The sequence below is a fragment of the Photobacterium indicum genome, assembly GCF_003026215.1.
Taxonomy (GTDB): Bacteria; Pseudomonadota; Gammaproteobacteria; order Enterobacterales; family Vibrionaceae; genus Photobacterium; species Photobacterium indicum.
Window position 1 is genome coordinate 177958 of record NZ_PYOC01000003.1, and the last position, 20156, is coordinate 198113.

General features: G+C 38.5%; 16 protein-coding genes. 6 read left to right on the top strand and 10 right to left on the bottom strand.

Annotated features, from left to right (window positions below; translation table 11 throughout):
• Window positions 1–86 precede the first annotated feature (86 nt).
• Window positions 87–1193, top strand: coding sequence for a ParB/Srx family N-terminal domain-containing protein (locus C9J47_RS11235; protein WP_107253619.1), 1107 nt, complete (start codon window positions 87–89; stop codon window positions 1191–1193).
• A gap of 67 nt (window positions 1194–1260) precedes the next feature.
• Here C9J47_RS11235 and C9J47_RS11240 read toward each other — a convergent pair whose 3' ends face one another.
• The 6 genes from C9J47_RS11240 to C9J47_RS11265 form a co-directional block, all read right to left on the bottom strand.
• Window positions 1261–1512 (bottom strand): hypothetical protein, encoded by a 252-nt coding sequence (locus tag C9J47_RS11240; RefSeq protein WP_107253885.1) that lies wholly within the window; start codon window positions 1510–1512, stop codon window positions 1261–1263.
• A gap of 208 nt (window positions 1513–1720) precedes the next feature.
• Window positions 1721–2173: a YaiI/YqxD family protein gene (locus tag C9J47_RS11245; protein WP_006231751.1), complete on the bottom strand. Its 453-nt coding sequence runs from the start codon at window positions 2171–2173 to the stop codon at window positions 1721–1723.
• Window positions 2174–2297: 124 nt separating this feature from the next.
• Entirely contained in the window at window positions 2298–3893 is a 1596-nt protein-coding gene (locus tag C9J47_RS11250; protein WP_107253620.1) for an ABC-F family ATPase, read from the bottom strand.
• Between the two features lie 186 nt (window positions 3894–4079).
• Entirely contained in the window at window positions 4080–5018 is a 939-nt protein-coding gene (locus C9J47_RS11255; RefSeq protein ID WP_107253621.1) for a hypothetical protein, read from the bottom strand.
• A gap of 420 nt (window positions 5019–5438) precedes the next feature.
• Window positions 5439–6893 carry a lipopolysaccharide biosynthesis protein gene (locus tag C9J47_RS11260; protein ID WP_107253622.1) on the bottom strand — a complete coding sequence of 485 codons (1455 nt, stop codon included), beginning with the start codon at window positions 6891–6893 and terminating at the stop codon, window positions 5439–5441.
• A 74-nt stretch (window positions 6894–6967) separates the two neighbouring features.
• Entirely contained in the window at window positions 6968–7921 is a 954-nt protein-coding gene (locus tag C9J47_RS11265; protein ID WP_107253623.1) for a glycosyltransferase family 2 protein, read from the bottom strand.
• A 197-nt stretch (window positions 7922–8118) separates the two neighbouring features.
• Between C9J47_RS11265 and C9J47_RS11270 the strand changes: the two genes are divergently transcribed.
• Window positions 8119–9273, top strand: coding sequence for a glycosyltransferase family 4 protein (locus C9J47_RS11270; RefSeq protein ID WP_107253624.1), 1155 nt, complete (start codon window positions 8119–8121; stop codon window positions 9271–9273).
• 43 nt (window positions 9274–9316) lie between these two features.
• On the opposite strand, the gene tdh is transcribed toward C9J47_RS11270, so the two are convergent.
• Window positions 9317–10348 (bottom strand): L-threonine 3-dehydrogenase, encoded by a 1032-nt coding sequence (gene tdh / locus C9J47_RS11275; RefSeq protein ID WP_107253625.1) that lies wholly within the window; start codon window positions 10346–10348, stop codon window positions 9317–9319.
• A gap of 186 nt (window positions 10349–10534) precedes the next feature.
• Entirely contained in the window at window positions 10535–11746 is a 1212-nt protein-coding gene (locus tag C9J47_RS11280) for a glycine C-acetyltransferase (protein ID WP_107253626.1), read from the bottom strand.
• A gap of 228 nt (window positions 11747–11974) precedes the next feature.
• On the opposite strand from C9J47_RS11280, the gene C9J47_RS11285 reads away from it, so the two are divergent.
• From C9J47_RS11285 to C9J47_RS11300, 4 genes are all read left to right on the top strand, one after another.
• The gene (locus C9J47_RS11285; RefSeq protein WP_107253627.1) at window positions 11975–12886 is read left to right on the top strand and encodes a LysR family transcriptional regulator; all 912 of its coding nucleotides are present in this window, start codon (window positions 11975–11977) and stop codon (window positions 12884–12886) included.
• Window positions 12887–13020: 134 nt separating this feature from the next.
• Window positions 13021–13464, top strand: a complete 444-nt coding sequence (locus tag C9J47_RS11290) for a DUF4174 domain-containing protein (protein ID WP_107253628.1) — start codon at window positions 13021–13023, stop codon at window positions 13462–13464.
• A 169-nt stretch (window positions 13465–13633) separates the two neighbouring features.
• Window positions 13634–15499: a maltodextrin glucosidase gene (gene malZ, locus C9J47_RS11295; protein ID WP_107253629.1), complete on the top strand. Its 1866-nt coding sequence runs from the start codon at window positions 13634–13636 to the stop codon at window positions 15497–15499.
• Window positions 15500–15813: 314 nt separating this feature from the next.
• The gene (locus tag C9J47_RS11300; RefSeq protein ID WP_107253630.1) at window positions 15814–16941 is read left to right on the top strand and encodes an anhydro-N-acetylmuramic acid kinase; all 1128 of its coding nucleotides are present in this window, start codon (window positions 15814–15816) and stop codon (window positions 16939–16941) included.
• Between the two features lie 47 nt (window positions 16942–16988).
• Here C9J47_RS11300 and C9J47_RS11305 read toward each other — a convergent pair whose 3' ends face one another.
• Window positions 16989–18866: a response regulator gene (locus C9J47_RS11305; protein ID WP_107253631.1), complete on the bottom strand. Its 1878-nt coding sequence runs from the start codon at window positions 18864–18866 to the stop codon at window positions 16989–16991.
• A 117-nt stretch (window positions 18867–18983) separates the two neighbouring features.
• Window positions 18984–20009, bottom strand: coding sequence for a sulfurtransferase (locus tag C9J47_RS11310; protein WP_245903433.1), 1026 nt, complete (start codon window positions 20007–20009; stop codon window positions 18984–18986).
• Window positions 20010–20156: the final 147 nt, after the last annotated feature.

The window sequence follows — 20156 nt, forward strand, 5'->3', positions numbered from 1 at the left end:
CATTAATCCTATGAATTGTAACTGCTAATATTTTTCTCTTTGCTAGACTAAAAAGCATCTTCAGTTACATGTTATAGGTCGGCGCCATGGCTATTCAGACTAAAGCTTACGCATTGTACAAACAATACGTCCCCTTCATTATTTTATTATCCACTTTCGTCGCTTTACCAGCCCTAGCCGAAAAAACTAACTATGCTGAGCTTAAACGTGGTGACGTCATTAACGTCAATTTAGACCAATTGCTACCAACCCAAGCAGTTATAAGCTTGGATGAGGAGTATTATAATCTTGGTCGCTATGCTGAAGACTTAAAGACAATGTACAATGACCTTTGTCGTGTTAACGGTGCTAAGGGTATCAAAAAATGGGATAAAGATTCGAACCCTACCGATATAAGTACGTACAGCTGTAAGGCAAAGCAAGGAGAAAATATTGATGCCCTCCCCGCAGTAATAATCGGCCCCGAAGATGGTGAGCTATTTCTTATCGATCACCATAATATTCTATCTACCTTCTGGGATATGCCTAATGGCGGTACCAGTGTGCCAATAACATTAAAAGTTGAATACAATCTACTGGGTTCTGGTGATGATTTTTGGCCGGAGTTACTGAATGATCACGAAGTTTGGTTATACAACAATAAGGGGAAAAAGATCAAACCAAGTGCCTTACCTCAATATATAGGTTCTAAACAATTAAAGCATGATAAATACTTTTCTCTCGCCTATTTCCTAAATGGCATCGCCTATGACATGCCCGATGAGAACAAAATGCCTTACGTGAAATTGAATTGGTCTCGCGTATTACGAGAAAAAATGGACATCGGTGATTACAATCTTAACAATCTTGATGAATACGCTACAGCACTAACGGAAGCTGCAACAATTATCACAGATCTAGAAAGTGACACTGTAATAGGGAAATCAGAAAAAATAGCTAAAGAAATGGGTCAGAAAAGTAGTATTGATACTAAAGCGTTAGAAAATTTACTGACAAATGAGAAATCAACTTGGCATTATGCGATGGCTTATCGCCTTGCCAAGAAAGAGAAGGCGACACCAAAAAATATTGAAGATGAAAATAATAATAAAGAAGATGATGCCAGCAACAAAAAAGTGTCAAAAGAAAAAGAATCAAAGAAAAAAGACAAGCCCAATTCAATCAATGAAACAGATAAAGTAAAAGTTGAATAAAGCACAGAATGGAAGAATAGGCACTGCTGCCACTATAAAATTAAATACTTTAGAACTGAGCCTTACCTTAAGAACAAGGCTCTTTTTTATCACTTAAAGTAGCTAAGTGAATAATCGCTTGTTCTAAAGCTTGTTGCAAAGAGTGCCCTTTAATTGTCGAATAAAAAAATGATTCGCGTAATTGAGCATTATGTAAGTAAACCACTTCAAGGTGCTCTGGAAGGTTATCAATATCGAAAATATCAGATAAACCGTCGGTGCCTTTCTGATCGAGTGCCATTACATTAACCATTATATCCTCGCTGAAATCTTGTGTCATAATCAAAACCGTTACGTTCGCTACCATAAGAGTAATTCAAACGTAGCAGATTACACCGCCCATTAACGCAACATAAGATTTACAATTAGATCGAAGCGTTAACAGCCATGATGTGAGAATGACAGTGGCGACACAAGACATTGGGAATATATATTGCAGATTCATACACTGTTTATCAGTGTATGAATAATAAAGCGCAGATAAAACGTTATTTTTTAAAGTTCTTAACCAAAAAGGTATCAAGCTTATTGGCAAAATTTTGTCGATCTGCCTGACTTAATGGCGGTGGCCCACCGGTTTGAACACCAGAGCTACGCATTGTTTCCATGAAGTCTCGCATCTGCAAGCGCTGCTTAATCGTGTCTTTGGTATATAATTCGCCACGCGGATTCAGGGCATGTACCCCATTGGTGATCAATTCATCAGCTAGTGGGATATCGGCAGTAATCACCAAGTCACCAGCTTCAGCCTGTTGAACAATATGATCATCGGCAACATCAAAGCCCGCTAACACTTGTGTTGAACGAATATGTGGTGACGGTGGTACTCGTATATGGTGATTGGCAACTAGTGTCACCATTATGCCTACCCTATTGGCAACACGAAATAAAATTTCTTTAATAACGTTCGGACACGCATCTGCATCAACCCAGATCTGCATATTATTCCTATATTTTAACTAACTCAATACTGAGTATGATAACGCTGAATACAGAAAAGCCACCATTAAAAAATGGCGGCTTTATAATTGTTTACTTTATTTGTAACTCAAGCAAGCGGTTAAATTAACCTGTAAGACCTTGCTTAGTTAAGTACTCTTCGTAAGTACCGTGGAAATCTTCAATACCGTTTTCTGTAATCTCAATGATGCGTGTTGCAACTGAAGATACAAACTGACGGTCGTGAGATACAAACATTAATGTACCTTTGAAGTTTTCAAGTGCAAGGTTCAATGCTTCAATAGATTCCATATCCATGTGGTTGGTTGGTTCATCCATTAGAAGAATGTTTGGCTTTTGCATAATTAGCTTACCAAACAGCATGCGACCTTGCTCACCACCAGAAATTACTTTTACAGATTTCTTGATGTCATTTTGAGAGAAAAGCATACGACCAAGAATGCCACGAACAACTTGTTCGTCGTCACCTTCTTTTTTCCACTGACCCATCCAATCAATAAGGTTCAAATCTTCAGCAAAATCTGAACTATGATCCTGAGCATAGAAGCCGATATTGTGATTTTCAGACCACTTAACCATACCTTCCATTGGTTCCATTGCACCAGCAAGTGTGTTCAGTAATGTCGATTTACCAACACCATTCTGACCGATAATCGCGATACGCTCGCCAACTTCTACCATTAGCTTAACGCCATTGATTAGAATGTTCTCGCCGTAACCTTGCTTTAGACCTTCAACTTCTAAGGCGTTACGGAAAAGAGGCTTTTCTTGATCAAAACGAATAAATGGCGATTGACGGCTAGATGCCTTCACTTCACTCAATTGAATCTTATCAAGTTGCTTTTGACGTGACGTTGCTTGCTTCGCTTTAGATGCGTTAGCAGAGAAACGGCTTACGAACGTTTGTAGTTCAGCCATCTGTGCTTTCTTCTTCGCGTTATCAGCATGTAGCTGTTCACGTGACTGCTCTGCCGCCGACATGTACTCATCATAGTTACCAGGGAATAGGCGAAGTTCACCATAATCCAAGTCAGCCATGTGGGTACAAATACTGTTCAAGAAGTGACGGTCGTGCGAGATAATGATCATTGTGCAGTTACGCGCCAACAAAATCTCTTCCAACCAGCTAATTGTATGAATGTCCAAGTTGTTCGTTGGTTCGTCAAGAAGCATAATTTCTGGATCAGCGAAAAGAACCTGAGCAAGAAGTACACGTACTTTAAGACCCGGAGCAACTTCACTCATTAAGCCAAAGTGTTGCGATTCAGGAATACCAAGGCCTAACAGTAATTCACCAGCACGCGCTTCAGCAGAGTAACCGTCCATTTCAGCGAATTCTGTTTCTAGATCGCCAACACGCATACCATCTTCATCTGACATTTCAGGTAAAGAGTAAATGTAATCGCGCTCTTCTTTTACTTTCCAAAGCTCTTTGTGACCCATAATAACGGTATCTACAACAGAGAATTCTTCAAAAGCAAACTGATCCTGACCCAACTTAGCCATACGCTCGTTTGGATCTAATGAAACAGTACCACCTGACTGCTCTAATTCGCCGCCAAGGATTTTCATGAAGGTTGACTTACCACAGCCATTCGCGCCGATAAGACCGTAACGGTTACCACCGCCGAATTTAACTGAAATGTTTTCAAACAATGGCTTATCGCCAAATTGCATTGTAATGTTAGCTGTAGAAATCAAAGTACTGTTCCATAAATAGTTTATGTATCAAGCATTAAAAAAGCTGACATCGTCTGTCAGCCTTTTCAATTTTAATTGCGGCATAGTATATCAGGTTTCGTGAGCCACATCACCATTAATAACATTCATAATATGAACAAGTTACCGGTATAGGCATGCAGCCTAAACTTAACACCGATAAACCGCTTAATAGGTAGACGAATAGTCATCTGAATAGTCACTATCTGAATAGTCAGTGTCATCTTCATCGCTGTAACCATCGTCGCTATAGTCATCTTCTACATAGTCATCGTTGGTATAGTAATTAGATGATTTAAGGTCAATCACAAACAGGCAATCAAAAGTAATGAGGTTACCATCTTCATCATTAAATTTGCTCATATCTACCATGCCTGATAACCGCACAGTACCTTTACTATTTTTAAAACGTCCAGTACCGTAAAGAACTGAATTCTTTTTACTTGACGCACCTGTAATATGCGTAATCTTAACGCCGTTCGGGGTAACGGTTTTACGTAGCACTGGTTGAACTGTTGTTTTACCGCGGGTAACTAACTTACCATGTGGTGTCTTAAAAAAAGTGGTACCAACTAACCTAATTCCACCGCCCTCATCATCACTTTTAGCCTCAATGTTAGATAAGCAATCTATCGCTGTACCTATTTCTTTTTGATTCTTCAAGTTAACCAATTGAACTTTAAAACAAATTGCATCGTCTTTATTACCATCCCCATCAATATCAGGTACTTTTCTACTGAACATTTCACCTGTGCCTATTAGATTATAAACAAGGTGTCTATCTGTTTTTTTGTTCTTTCTGTACTTACCGTTATCGTAATACCCATGACCGTAATAGTCATGTTGGCTGTAGTCATCTTCGTTATAGCTATCTTCATCATCACTATATTCATAGCTATAATAATTATCAGAACTGTAGTTATATTTATCCTCATAATAACTATCGTCGTCATCATTTTGTTCACTATGATGATAATCATCGCTGTAATAATCATTCTCACTATATCGTTCATTGCTTTCATAACTTTCATAGTTTTTTGCAAAAACATTGAATGAGACACCGAGGCAGATTGCGATAACAATAGACATTAACTTATTGATATTCATTGCCTTTTACTCCACAAACCTTTTGTATAGATCAATGAGTCAATTCGTTACTCATTGTCAACAAAGCACAGTTGATCACAGAGTCATAAGGCAATATTAAATATCGTAACATACCTAAAAAACAAAAAATTAAGCATAATTGCTTAACAAATGTCAGCTCTGCAATGTATTGTCTAATTATTGTAGGGTATGTTGGTGCTATCGGTTAGTTATGCAAGGCTTGTCTATATCTGTCTTACATATCTGATAAGAGTCCTATTTTTAATAAATCATCACTATATTTTTAAATTATTACGGCCGAATTCTCATTTATGAGACGTAGAATTGACGACTAGAGTTAAAAAACGAATGTAATGACAAGATCTATTTAGAGATTAAAAGGTGTGCGTAAAGAATGAGTTATATCTTTATAATGTATATTTACACTTTGCGAAAGTCAGTAATATGTCGAAAAATCAAAGAGGTAAGTTTACCCTTTAACTGTGAGTATAAATTAGGGAAGGTATTTAAATACATTAAAAGTATGAAGGTAAAGACACTAATTATACCACCAGAGATAAACACCATCCAAGGCGAGAACGTCGCTGAGATAACACTATGAAACAGATACGCCACGCTGCAAAGAGATAAGGTTTTTACCCAACAAGTATGTTTATAAGGTAATGGTTCTAATGACTGACTAACACAGTAAAGTAACGCTAAACGCATGCTATAAACACTGCCTAGCACTGCAACCGCAGCCCATACCCCATAAAGTGGAATTAGAAAGTAATAACCCATTACTGCTATTACTGCACACAAACATTGTATCCACATTTGCTTCTGGCTTGATTCACCGCTGAAACACCCTAAGTTCATTAATTCACTTATATTTTTTATTGCGCTAACTAAAATAAGACCAACTACCACTTTAGCAACTAAATAATAATCACTAGGGAAAAACAGGTAAATAAAACTTGGCACAGTCAAAAGCATTGAAAATGCAATAATAATAATTAAGTTACAACCAATAACAGCCTTTTCTGCACACTGCTGTGAACCGTTTTCTTGTTGTAATATTTGAATCCTATTGGGAAACCACCACAAACAAAATGGTTGCATTAACAAACTTAATATTAGTGCAAACTTAACGCTAACTGCGTATACAGCTAATGCTTCAACGTTTACTTTATCGGCAAGAATCCATTTATCAAGCCCTGTAACGGCAAACATACCGATACCACTAATAACAATGGGACCTCCAAACTTAAGCAATGGCAATGAATAGCCTAAATAACCTAATCGTCCCATTTGCTGCCATTGGAATTTTAGTAAAAAAACAAGCATTAATATACTAGATACCGTACCTGCAATTAACACCCCATCGATTCCAAATCCGTACTCTAACAAAATGACGATAAGTAAAGCCTGAACGATAGCTTTAACAACATTAAAAATACAAAACCACTTAGCCAATGACTGCATGCGCATTAAAGTAAGTGGAATAGCAATTAACCCATCTAATAATGTTGGTATCGCTATTAATACCACTTGGTATACTTCAACTTTTGCAGGTATATACAAAAGTAACCATGGCATGATTAACCAAACAATCCCTCCCCCCATTACTGCTGCAATGAGGCTAAGCGAGAAGCAATTAGCAATTAGCAATTGCCGTTTTTCTCCTTCACTAGAACCAACAAAGCGATACATTGCATCAATCAAACCGAAACCAACCAGAATGGTACCAATATCAGCCAGTAATATTAACGCTTCAAGTGAACCATACTCTTTCGTAGGTAAGTGTCCTGTGACATAAGGCATCATAAATAATGACACCCCTTTCATCATCACAATACCGACTCCGTAATACAAAGACTGTTTGACTACGCTCATGAAGCACCTTATTACTTAATTAGAAATATAAATAATTTTATATTTTCATTAATGATGTATTTTATACTCATAATTCAAACATCTTGATTTGTAGGCGATTTTCGTTTCCTTGGTTTCCATTTTTTTTTTACTTTCCCTAAAAAACTGATTACTCTACGATGTTGGGGTTCTAAGAAAAGCGAGCGAAAACCAAAGATTAGCGTTTTAACTTTGTTGCCTTTAGCCCTGTAATAATCTGCATATTCTTCACTTAATCGAGCTTCAGCTTTCGAAATTGATTTTGATGTTATTAACGAGTTCTGTTCTTTACAACGTGAAATAATATTTTCAATTGATTCAAGATTGTTTAACTTGTTCTCATCAGCTTGTGTTATTGACCCCCCCCTTATTAAGTAACTCACATATACTTCAGGTATTACTGCCACATCAAAACACTCACACACTTTCAACCAAAGTTGCCAATCTTCTGCATATTTTAATTCTGTATCAAACAGCCCGGTTTTTTTAAAGACTGAATTTTTTATCATAACTGTCGATGTACCAATAAGATTATTTGAAAAAATGATATTTAAAGGATCATCCAAAATCTTTGCTTGCTCATCACAATCTTGAAATTGATTCCAATAGCTAAAACAATCGACTAACTTCTGATTACTCTCGGTCAAGTGATCATAATTCGTGAAGCTCATACCCAATTCAGGATTTAACTGATGCATGGAAAGCTGAGCTTGCAGCTTTCCATCATGCCAACTGTCATCTGAATCAAGAAAAGCAATGTATTCTCCACTGGCTTTTTTAATACCTAAATTTCTAGCGCTAGATACGCCAACGCCTTTCGTTGTTATCACTATTATTCTGGTATCACGACTAACTAGTCGTTCAAGATACTCAGCTGTACCATCATCACTATTATCGTTTACGACTATTAACTCTATATTTTCATGGTCTTGTTTTAAAACACTTTCAATAGCTTTTGGTAAATAGTTCAAACAATTATAAGTTGGTATAACAACAGTAATTCGGCACATTACTGACTCCTCTTTATTATGTTTCTAATAAAGCAGGATTCATGCCGTTATAATTTCCAATGAAACATGCACAAAGAAGTACATCTTTCTTATCTTTTTTGCATAATGCAATAATTCCACTTACGTTTTGCAGTTTACTTATAGGAACAAGAATTGCATTCAAGTTTTTATACTGAATGTTATTAAAGAAGACCTATATGAAAAAAGTAGCTTTTATCACTCCAACCTTTCCGGTATTGAGTGAAACATTTATTCGTACTGAAGTGGATGCAATAAACGCATGTGGGCATGACGTGTGTGTGATGACATTTAAAAAAAATAAAACTGATGATGCTTTTAACTATGCCATTTATAAAATCGGCGATTTTTTTAATTTCAATCTTTTAAAAAAATTAAAACCTTGTAGAGTCATTGATTGCTTGAAATTTATCTACTCACAACAATCTATGCCTAAATTATCTTTATTTTGGCATAGTTTTAAAATGGCATCACAAATGGCAAAGCACAATGTTCAGCATATTCACGCACATTTTGCTCAACATACCTGCTCTCACGGTATTGCTTCAGCCAAATTAATGGGTATTTCATGCTCTTTTGTTGCTCATGGTCATGATGTTTATGAGTTCCCTTTTGATCTTGATTTAAAAATTAAACACAGCGATTTCGTCGTCGCTGTTTGTAATGATATGCGCAATGATTTTAACAAGACCGCTGACGGCAATATTAAATTACTTCACTGTGGTGTAAAAACCCAACTATTTAAGCCCCATACAAAACAAGAGCAAGAGACAATCAAGCTCATTTTTATTGGGCGGTTAGTTGAACAAAAAGGTGTTAAGTATTTACTTGATGCGTTGAAACCCTTATGTGGGCACTATCCTATGACTTTAGATATTATTGGTACTGGTGAGTTATTAAAACAATTAAAAGAACAAGTTACTCAACTTGGTTTAGCCCCTTATGTGCGATTTTTAGGCTCAAAACAACCAAACTGGATCCAAGAAAACTTACCTTTCTATGATTGCTTGGTAGCACCGTTTTGTTTTGCGCGTTCAGGATGTGTAGATACCGGCCCTGTCGTTTTAAAAGAAGCCATGGCTGTCGGTATACCCGTTATCACATCAAACATTATGGGCTGTAAAGAAATTGTCGCCCCTGATACAGGCTATTTGGTTGAGCAAAAAAACGCACTCGAGTTAACTGATGCGATTAAGACATTTGTGACATTACCACTAGAGCGAAGAAAAGAAATGGGGATTTCAGCGCGTAAAAATGTAGAACTAAATTTTGATGCATTAAAACAGGCAAAGGTACTATCAAATTGGATAGAAACGCATACCGTAAAACAGTAAAAGCGAGCACTAAGCTCGCTTCTGATTTAGGTATGACTGCTGATTATTCCCAATCGAGAATAACTTTACCTGACATGCCTGAACGCATCATGTCGAAGCCTTTTTGGAAATCATCAATTTTGTAATGATGCGTGATAATTGGTGTTAGATCTAAGCCTGATTGAATCAAGCTTGCCATCTTGTACCACGTTTCAAACATTTCACGACCGTAGATACCTTTAATAACTAAACCTTTAAAGATAACTTGAGTCCAATCTACTGCCATATCTGATGGTGGGATACCCAACAACGCCACTTTACCACCGTGGTTCATGTTAGCTAGCATGCCGTTGAATGCAGACGGTACGCCAGACATTTCTAGACCAACATCAAAACCTTCTGTCATGCCAAGTTCAGACATCACATCTTCAAGCTTTTCGTTTGCTACGTTAACAGCGCGAGTCACGCCCATTTCACGAGCAAGGTCTAAACGGTATTCATTCACATCAGTAATCACAACATGGCGTGCACCAACATGTTTAGCGACTGCAGCAGCCATAATTCCGATTGGACCAGCGCCAGTAATAAGTACATCTTCACCAACAAGATCGAATGAAAGTGCAGTATGAACAGCATTACCAAACGGGTCGAAGATCGATGCTAGATCGTCAGAAATACCTGCAGGGATCTTGAACGCATTGAATGCAGGAATAACCAAAAACTCTGCAAATGCACCATCACGGTTAACACCAACGCCTGTCGTATTACGACAAAGGTGCGTACGGCCGCCGCGACAATTACGGCAATGACCACATGTAATATGACCTTCGCCAGATACACGATCACCGATTGTAAAACCGCGAACTTCTTGGCCGATACCAACAACTTCACCAACATATTCATGACCTATAACCATTGGAACTGGAATCGTCTTTTGTGACCATTCATCCCAGTTGTAGATATGTACATCTGTACCACAAATAGCGGTTTTCTTAATACGAATAAGTAGATCGTTATGGCCCATTTCAGGCTTGTCTACTTCATTCATCCAGATGCCTTCTTCAGGCTTTAGTTTTGACAGCGCTTTAATTTTCATTTTTTATTCGCTTACATCTGAATGCTGTTTAAAGGGAAGACGCTTAGCCTTAATACCCTACTCAGCATTATACGAGGATACTGTTACCTCTGAGCAAACCAGAAGTACGTTTTTGGAAAACTGAATTATCAACGAATATGTTCACGAGATCCGAGAACCTCGTGACACTTATTCATAATTAGGCTATTAAATAATGCCCATATCTTTACCAACTTCGATAAACACATCGATAGCACGGTCAAGTTGCTCTGGCGAATGCGCCGCAGACATTTGCGTACGAATACGCGCTTGGCCTTGTGGTACCACCGGGAAAGAGAAACCTACAACGTAGATACCTTTTTCTAGTGCGCGTTCTGCAAATTCCGCAGCCACTTTCGCATCACCCAACATGATTGGAATAATTGCGTGATCAGCACCAGACATTGTGAAACCAGCTTCTGTCATACGCGTACGGAAATGTGCAGAGTTTTCCCATAGGCGCGTGCGTAAATCGCCACTTTCAGCCAATAAATCAAGAACACGGATAGAAGCAGAAACAATTGCAGGAGCAACTGAGTTAGAAAACAGGTACGGACGCGAACGTTGACGTAACCAGTCAATCACTTCTTTCTTACCAGCGGTGTAACCGCCTGAAGCGCCACCCATAGCTTTACCCAATGTACCCGTGATGATATCAACACGATCAATTACATTGTGATGCTCATGTGTACCACGACCATTGTCACCCATGAAGCCAACTGCGTGTGAATCATCAATCATCACAAGCGCGCCGTACTTATCAGCAAGGTCACAAATAGCAGGAAGGTTAGCGACTACACCATCCATAGAGAACACACCATCAGTAACGATTAATGTGTGACGAATACCCGCTTCTTTTGCTGCAATCAATTGCTGCTCAAGCTCTTCCATGTTGTTATTTGCATAACGGAAGCGCTTAGCTTTACATAAACGTACGCCATCAATGATAGATGCGTGGTTTAACGCATCAGAAATGATCGCATCTTCTGGGCCTAATAATGTTTCAAACAAACCCGCGTTCGCATCAAAGCAAGAGGTATAAAGAATTGTATCTTCAGTACCTAGGAACGTAGATAGTTTTTGTTCTAGTTCTTTGTGAGAATCTTGTGTACCACAAATGAAACGTACCGATGCCATGCCAAAACCATGTGCATCCATACCTGCTTTCGCAGCTTCAATTAATTCTGGGTGGTTAGCTAAGCCAAGGTAGTTGTTAGCACAGAAGTTCAGCACTTCTTCGCCTGTATCAACACCTTCTTTGTTAAGAATAGAAACAGCCGCTTTTTGAGCTGACGTAATTATACGTTCAGACTTGTACAAGCCACCAGCTTTAACATCTTCAATTTGCTGGTTAATTTGTTCGTAGAATGCAGCAGACATAGTGTTCCTCACATTTTATTAGATTTGGGGGAAATGGCTATCCAGTGAAATACTTACCCAACGAATACCTTACAAATCCGCTAAGAGTACTTAACACTCATCACAATGATGATTAGCTAAAAATCGTGCAATTAACTCTTCGATTAACTTTAATCATTCTAATTCAAGTGCATTACAACTATTATCCCCTTATATGGAAAATGATTATTGAACCTGAGGCACAAATCTGTGGATACGAACAAATTGATTGCTGTAATGCCCGACCTTGCCGTCTTTATTATTGTTGTTGATGAAGGCAGTTATACCGCGGCAGCAAAGAAGTTAGGTGTTACCCCATCGGCTCTCAGTAAGCAAATTTCTCGCCTTGAAAAGGCCCTTTCAGTGAAACTTTTAGAGCGCACAACACGTAAGTTAATGATCAGTGAGTCTGGTACTAAAATTTATGAACAATGCAAAGTTATGACGAATGCCGCAAAACAGGCCGTTGAAATTGCAAGTTCAGAACATACAATCCCATCAGGTACATTAACCGTTGCAGCGCCAAAAGCTTTCCTAAGTATAGTATTACAGCCTTTAGTTACTCCCTTTCTTACTCAGTACCCTGACATTCAACTAAAACTTAAAGCCTCAGACGGTGAGATCGACATTTTATCTGAAGGCATTGATATCGTTTTTCGCTTAACAGAGCACCCATCAGAAGCTTTAGTGAATAAGAAAATTGGTAAAGTAAACCTAACATTGTGCGCAAGCCCTGAATACTTGGCGCTACGCGGAGAACCCCAGATACCCACAGACTTACGTCAGCACGATTGTATTTATCTTGGTGAGACCACTACAGATCACATTTGGGACTTCATTAAAGATGATGAATTTCAAAGCGTGAGCGTGACAGGTCGTTACGCCGTTAATCATTCTCAAATGCGCTTAAAAGGTGTGATAGATGGATTAGGTATAGGCATCTTTCCAGATTTTGTGATTAAGCAAGCGTTAGAAAATGGTTCAGTGAAAGAGGTATTAAAAGACTGGACAATGAAAGGAAATTATCAGGGAGATATTGCTTTACAGTTTGCTCAGACCAAATTCATGCCAGCAAGATTACGGGCATTTATCGACTACGTTACTGAACACCTTGCACCATAATCTTATCTGGTACGAATAGTTAAAGGTTACATAGGCTAATCCCCTTATTAAGCGATTTCTCCTATAATCAGAGGGGAATTACACTCTATTACGTTGCTAGTTCGTACTAGGTTATAAAACTTAGGTGCACGCTGATGAAACTATTCATATCTCTGTTATCTCTCGCTCTGTTTGTGGGAATAAATAATTGCGCCGCCTACCCGATGGATTCTATGCATTGGAATCATCGAAGCATCTTGTACTTTGCACCAGAGAAAGATCAGCATGTACAAGAATTCATGAAACAAGTACTAATGAATGAGTGTGCACTACAAGAACGAGATATAAAAACCGTGATTATTACCAACGACGGTTTTAACCAACCTTATGATTTATTTAGCCCCGAAGAAATTAACCATCTTCAGCAAAAATATAATATCCCTAAAGAACATCATACTGGCATTCTTGTCGGTAAGGATGGCTTAGAAAAACACCGCTGGAATGAAAAAACAAATTGGTTACAACTCACCGAAATTGTTGACCGTATGCCGTTAAGAAAAGAAGAGATGCGCCATCAAGCAAGCCGCTGCCAAATCTAATCGTCAGATTCCGCTGATCCAAATGAATTGTTACACGTGTTTTCTACGCCTAACGTCTACTCCTTCCATTTTTGAACCAAGGTGGATTTATTTCTCATCAAAACACGTTAAGTTAGGGATATAGCACGCACAGACATTTCCAATTCAGTTTCAGGCAGAGATAATTACAATGAAAACGCCATTTCTTTACCATGGACAGGATAGCGCCTGGCTTACCTCTACAGACAACATGCTTAACGTCACAATAGTCAGTGACGTTGATACACTGATATCAGCCATCTTCATTCGATGTGAACCCGATAATGAAGAACTATTAATTGATATGGAACGCGGTAGAACCCAGGGTCGCCTGCAATACTGGCATGGGAAGTTACCGATCAATTCAGATAAAGACACCACTTTCTATACCTTTAAAGTGATGCAAAACAGTCGTCAATGGTGGCTACACGGTTGTGGCGTGTCACCACGAGTACCGGGTAAAGAAAAGCACTTCAAATTCAATAACCAGCATCAACCGCCAGCTTGGGTTAAAGAACAGATTTTCTATCAAGTTTTCCCCGACCGTTTTTCAAATGCAAACCCATCAATCAGTGTTCAATCTAATGAATACTGTTTACGTGGCACAGAAAAACCGACAATAGCGAAAGCATGGGGTGAATCTGCATCAAGTCATGATTCGAGTGGACCAAGCGAATTCTTCGGGGGTGACTTACAAGGTATCCACAATAAGATTGATTACTTACAAGAATTAGGTGTAACCGCACTCTATTTAAATCCGATATTTACCGCGCCCAGTAATCATAAATACGATACAACGGATTACCTCAATATCGATCCTCATTTAGGCACGAACGAGCAATTTGCTAACATGGTGGCAGATCTGCATCAACGTAATATGAAGATCATGCTAGATGCCGTATATAACCATACCTCAGTCGATCACCCTTGGTTCGATATGTATCAACGTAATACCGCAGACCAAGCTGTGGGCGCATACGATCACCCTAACTCTACTTACCGTCAGTATTATCAATTTACCGATAACAGCAACGAATACGTTGGCTGGAATGGTATATCAACGCTACCTAAACTGAATTTTTCTAATCCTGAAGTACAGGATTATATCTACACAGGTGACGACGCGGTAATCAAACACTGGCTAAAACCCCCCTATAATATAGATGCATGGCGTTTTGATGTTATCCATATGCTAGGTGAAGGCAAAGGCGCACGTAATAATGCTCATTTTGTTAAATCCTTCCGCAATGCTGCCAAGTCGGTCAACCCTGATTGTTATGTGTTAGGCGAACATTTCTTTGAAGCGTCTAACTGGCTTCAAGGCGATCAAGAAGACGGTGCCATGAACTATTACGGTTTTGCCCACCCTCTTCGTGCTTTTTTTGCTCAAAAAGACATTGCCTATCACGCATGTCAAATCGATGCTGAAGAATTAGTAGAATGGTTAAACGAAGCACGTACAAAATTACCGTGGTTGAATCAGCTTTCTCAGCTTAACCAGCTAGATAGCCACGATACAATGCGCTTTTTAACCATGGTGGATAACAACACAGAAACGATGCACCTAGCATTAATGATGCTTTTTGCTTATGTCGGCACGCCGTGTGTTTACTACGGTACAGAAGTTGAATTACAAGGCGGCCAAGATCCAGATAACCGTCGCTGTTTCCCATGGGAAAGAACAGAGCAAGAACAAAAGCCACAAACATTCAGTTATTTGCAGCAACTTATTGCTATCAGAAAATCATCAACCGCCCTTCAATCCGGCAGTGTTCAGTGGTTATTGGCTGAGAACCAATATTTTGCTTTTGCTAGAACGACAGAAACAGAGCATGTTATTTGCCTTATTAATAACAGTGAATCAGCTAAAACACTGCATTTACCGGTTTGGCAATTAGGCATCGAGTCAGGTTCTTTACACGACCTGTTAACTGATGATGAATGGCACATTAATGACGGAGTTGTATCAATCACACTAGCAGGCAAAGAAGGGATATTACTGACAGCCTGCAAGTAAAGAATAAATATAGCCTAGCGACCTCAAGATGCTCGTTTCAGCGAGAATCCTGCATCTTGAGGTAACTTGGGTACAGAGGTTAAATGTGTTTTTCTATCCACTTAACCTCTTTTTATAGTGTAATAGTCAAGTAAAACTGCCCTCTCTTCTTTGTGCTAGCAATTTGCATCAATAATTTACGCTAACAATCATTCCCTCGATTACTTTTTCCGTTTACATTATGACTGTAATACCATTTATCTATCACAAGGTTATGAGGACTGCACACTCATAGTCTCAAGACATTGCTGATTCAGCACACACTAGAGGTTCTTATGGCAATTGAGCGTTATATCGGCATTATGTCTGGTACAAGTATGGATGGTGTTGATACCGTTTTGGTTGAAATTGAAGAAAACAGTATCCGATTGATGGGAGAAAATTCTTTTCCTATGGGTGAAGACCTTAAACAGGCATTGCTTGATATTTGCCTAGGTCAATCCACCAATTTACAAGCGGTTGGAGAGCTCGATCATCGGCTAGGACATTTATTCGCTGATGCTGTGCTCGCTTTGTTAGAGAAAACGAGTATACCTCCAGACTCTGTTACTGCGATTGGAAGCCACGGGCAAACCGTATTCCACTCACCAGAAACGCAATATGCTTTCACCATGCAACTCGGTGATGCAAATATTATTGCAGCGAAAACACACATCACAACCATCGCTGATTTTCGTCGCAAAGACATGGCTTTTGGCGGGCAAGGTGCCCCACTCGTTCCAGCTTTTCATCAACAGCTTTTTAGTTCTCTTGATACAACGCGTGTAATCCTCAATATTGGCGGCATTGCTAACATCACAGTGCTTACCCCCAATCAACCTGTTACGGGCTATGATACTGGCCCTGGCAATATGTTAATGGATGCATGGATCCACCAGCATAATGGCAGTCAATATGATGCTAATGCCAAATGGGCTAAAACAGGCACTGTAAACAAAATACTGTTAGAAAGACTGCTCGACGAACCTTACTTCAAGCAACCAGCCCCTAAAAGTACAGGTCGGGAATTGTTTAATTTACCGTGGTTAAAACAAAAATTATCAGGTTTAGATATACCCGCAGAAGATGTACAAGCAACCCTAGCTGAATTTACGGCTGTCACCATTACCAATGATATCATCACATATCAACACAATGAAAAGTCTGAATTATCAACTAAACAAGAATTGCTAGTCTGTGGCGGTGGTGCGCATAATCCATTATTAATGGCGCGTTTAGCTGCACGATTACCCGAATGGCAGGTAATGACGACAACAGAACGAGGAGTAGATAGCGATAATATGGAAGCCATGGCTTTCGCGTGGTTAGCTTACCGAACGCATAATAATATGCCGGGGAATTTACCAGAAGTAACAGGTGCTTCTGGCTTAACAAGCCTAGGAGCAATTTACCCTGCATCGTAAGATGCAAAATGAAAAGCTCAAGTAATACACTAACCACTTGAGCTTCTTTATTGTTTATACCCATTTTCAAACGCATTCTTTAAACTTGAAAATAACTTAGCCCTTTCTATCGGCTTAGGAATGTAATCATTCATCCCCGCGGTTAAACAGCGCGTTTTTTCATCATCAAGCACATTTGCAGTTAAAGCAATTATCCTCGGTTGATGACTTAAATTAAGTACTCTAATTGCTTTGGTAGCCTCAAGCCCTCCCATATTAGGCATTTGGCAATCCATTAATACCAAATCAACTTTTTGTTGTTTAATAAAATCGATAGCTTGAATACCATCACTTACCATTGAAATAGTGGTTAGCCCTAATGTTTTCAATAGTGCTTTAACTAATTGTTGGTTCACCATACTGTCTTCAGCAACCAAAATATGCTTGTCGGCATAATTTGATAAATTGAAATTTGGAGAGCATTTTTTTTCAACTACCGGTGCGGCAACTTCATCCAACTGAACGTCAAAGTAAAACTCAGTTTCAACTGATGGCTGGCTCTTTACCTCAAGCTTCGAGCCCATTAATTTACATAGACTATTCGATATAGATAGCCCTAAACCCGTACCACCATATTTACGCGATATCGAACCATCGGCTTGGGTGTAAGAATCAAAAATAATTATTTGTTTATCTAAATCAATCCCAATTCCTGTATCTTTTACTTTAAAGCGTATACATGTGCCATTTTTTGTTTTATTAATTAACGTAACAGAGAGGGTTACCTTACCATGCTCTGTAAATTTAACGGAATTACCCAGCAAGTTAGTCAATATTTGCTTAATACGACATTCATCACCAAGGTAATGAGAAGCTAACTTCGGATCGATATCCTTTTCAAGGATAATACTTTTCCTCTCAGCCTCATATATAATGGACATCAAGCTAGACTTTATTAATTCTGTTATTGCTATGGGGGTATAGTTCAACGTCACATTACCGCTTTCAAGCTTTGAGTAATCCAAAATCTCATTTATTATGCTTAATAAGGATTGTGCAGATTCTTTAATATAACTAACTTGGCGCTTTGCTTCTTCATCTAGCGGTTGAGACTCTAAACACTGGATAAAACCCAAAACCCCATTCATAGGTGTGCGTATTTCATGGCTCATGTTAGCCATAAAATCCCCTTTAATGGTAAGCGCTTTATTCAATGCTAATGTACGAGCTTCAAGTTTCTTATTGAGGGCTTCCATTTTTAGGCCATGTAAATGAATGCATTTATCTGCATGGTCTATTTCTTTTGCCAATACAGTCACCTCCCCTTCTGATTGTTTAACAGGGTTAATCGAAACCTGACCAGTACCCACTTTGGGTAACTCGCCAATTAAATGATTTAATGGCCGCGTTACCTCTCGATACATGTAATATAGTGTATATACTAATAGCACTACGAATGGAAAAATAAAAAGTACCAACTGGGTGAGTATTGCTTGTATAACATCAGATGAGAAGTAAAAAACAACATACTTAAGTATTGGTAAATTATTAAAATCTAACGAATAGCTTAGTTTATAATTCCCTTTATAAATTGATATGCCTTCTTGATAATCAAGATGATAATCAGTTATATCAGACATACTATTATTGGTGTAAAAATGCACCAAATTATCATCTAGATCATATATAGCAACAGAACCTATTTCATTGTAATTACTAAATAGACGGTTTAACTCGATACTTTTTTCTGTATTATCAAAAATCGTCGCGTCGATAATAAGTTGACTTGATGAGTTCATCACAGTTTGTATATCTTTTGATATTCGCTGAGTATTCGAGGTATAAGTAATATACAGCGTTGCCATAAATGACATCAACATTACGACGCCCATAATTACGGCGATTTTTTTGAAAATAACACTGTTAGTAAACCTTTCCAATTCCATGATTGGTCTAACCCTCTTCGTCATACCCCAATATGCATTATTTAATATAAACATTATTTTTCTACAGGTAATTCATTCGCAGACCAGTCCAACCACGAGCCATCGTAATGCGCCACATCAAAACCAGAGCGCTTCATAAGATAATATGATAATATGATAATATGATAATGTTGACGCTAAACCTTTATTACAATATGTAACGCTTTTTTTTGTTTTATCTAATGAAGAAAAAATAAGATCCATTTCCTCTTGGCTTTTTAATACACTGTCACCTTTTTCATTCTTTAAAAAAAAAGAAGAGATTAAAAGATTCTTTGCCGTCGGGATGTGACCATATTTTTCTGTCTTCGATTTTTCACCAATATACTCTTCTTGTGTACGTGAATCATAGAGTTGATAATCAGGGCTGAATGTTGCAACTTTAGCTAACGTCGTATTGGCATATACGTCAGCGTTTAACGATGGAATGTAACTCGTTTTTTGTGGAATAACTACCTGTCGGTTACTAGGGTATCCTTGTGTATCCCAATATGTATAGCCCTCTTCTAAGATCACAACATCACTAATGCCATAGAGCTCTAGCACCCAAAATATTCGTGCTGCATGCTTAACATCGCCACTATCGTAAAGTACTATGAGCTTACTTTTATCAATACCTTTTTCACGCAGCAATGGTGCTATTTCATTCTTCCCTTTAACATAGAAAGAATTCTTTTCGGTTTTATATGACATCTCTGTCGGGAAACTTATTGCACCCGGTATATGCCCATTCTCATATGCACTCTGATCACGAGTATCATAGATAACGACTTCATCACTGTTTAAATTCTTATTCAGCCATGCACTATCCACCGCATACTTAGAAGCAGTAGCACTTGAGATATTAACCCCTGAAGAGTGAATGAATACACCAACCCCTAAAAGAATTAACCATAAAAAACGAGGTATAGACTTCATTCTTTTCATTATGATCCCCAGCCAACAACAATACGCAAGATGGCTGAAGCCAGTTACTCTAAGCCCATCAACGTGTGACATGCCTATAATAGAAGCAATTTTCTTACCAAAATTATTCAAGTTGTATCCAGTTGATAAGTCGCTCACAACCTCATTTCGAGCCGAAAAATCAGCAATTAAGTGCATTTTGCAATGCTTTTTAACATGTAAAATAAAACACTAGCTGGCGCTATATAAAACAAGCGAAAAATTAGTGACGAAACATATTGCTTACATTCCATCAGAAATTAAGCCTGCTACTTTCCGGTCAAAAACCAGATAACAACACTGTAT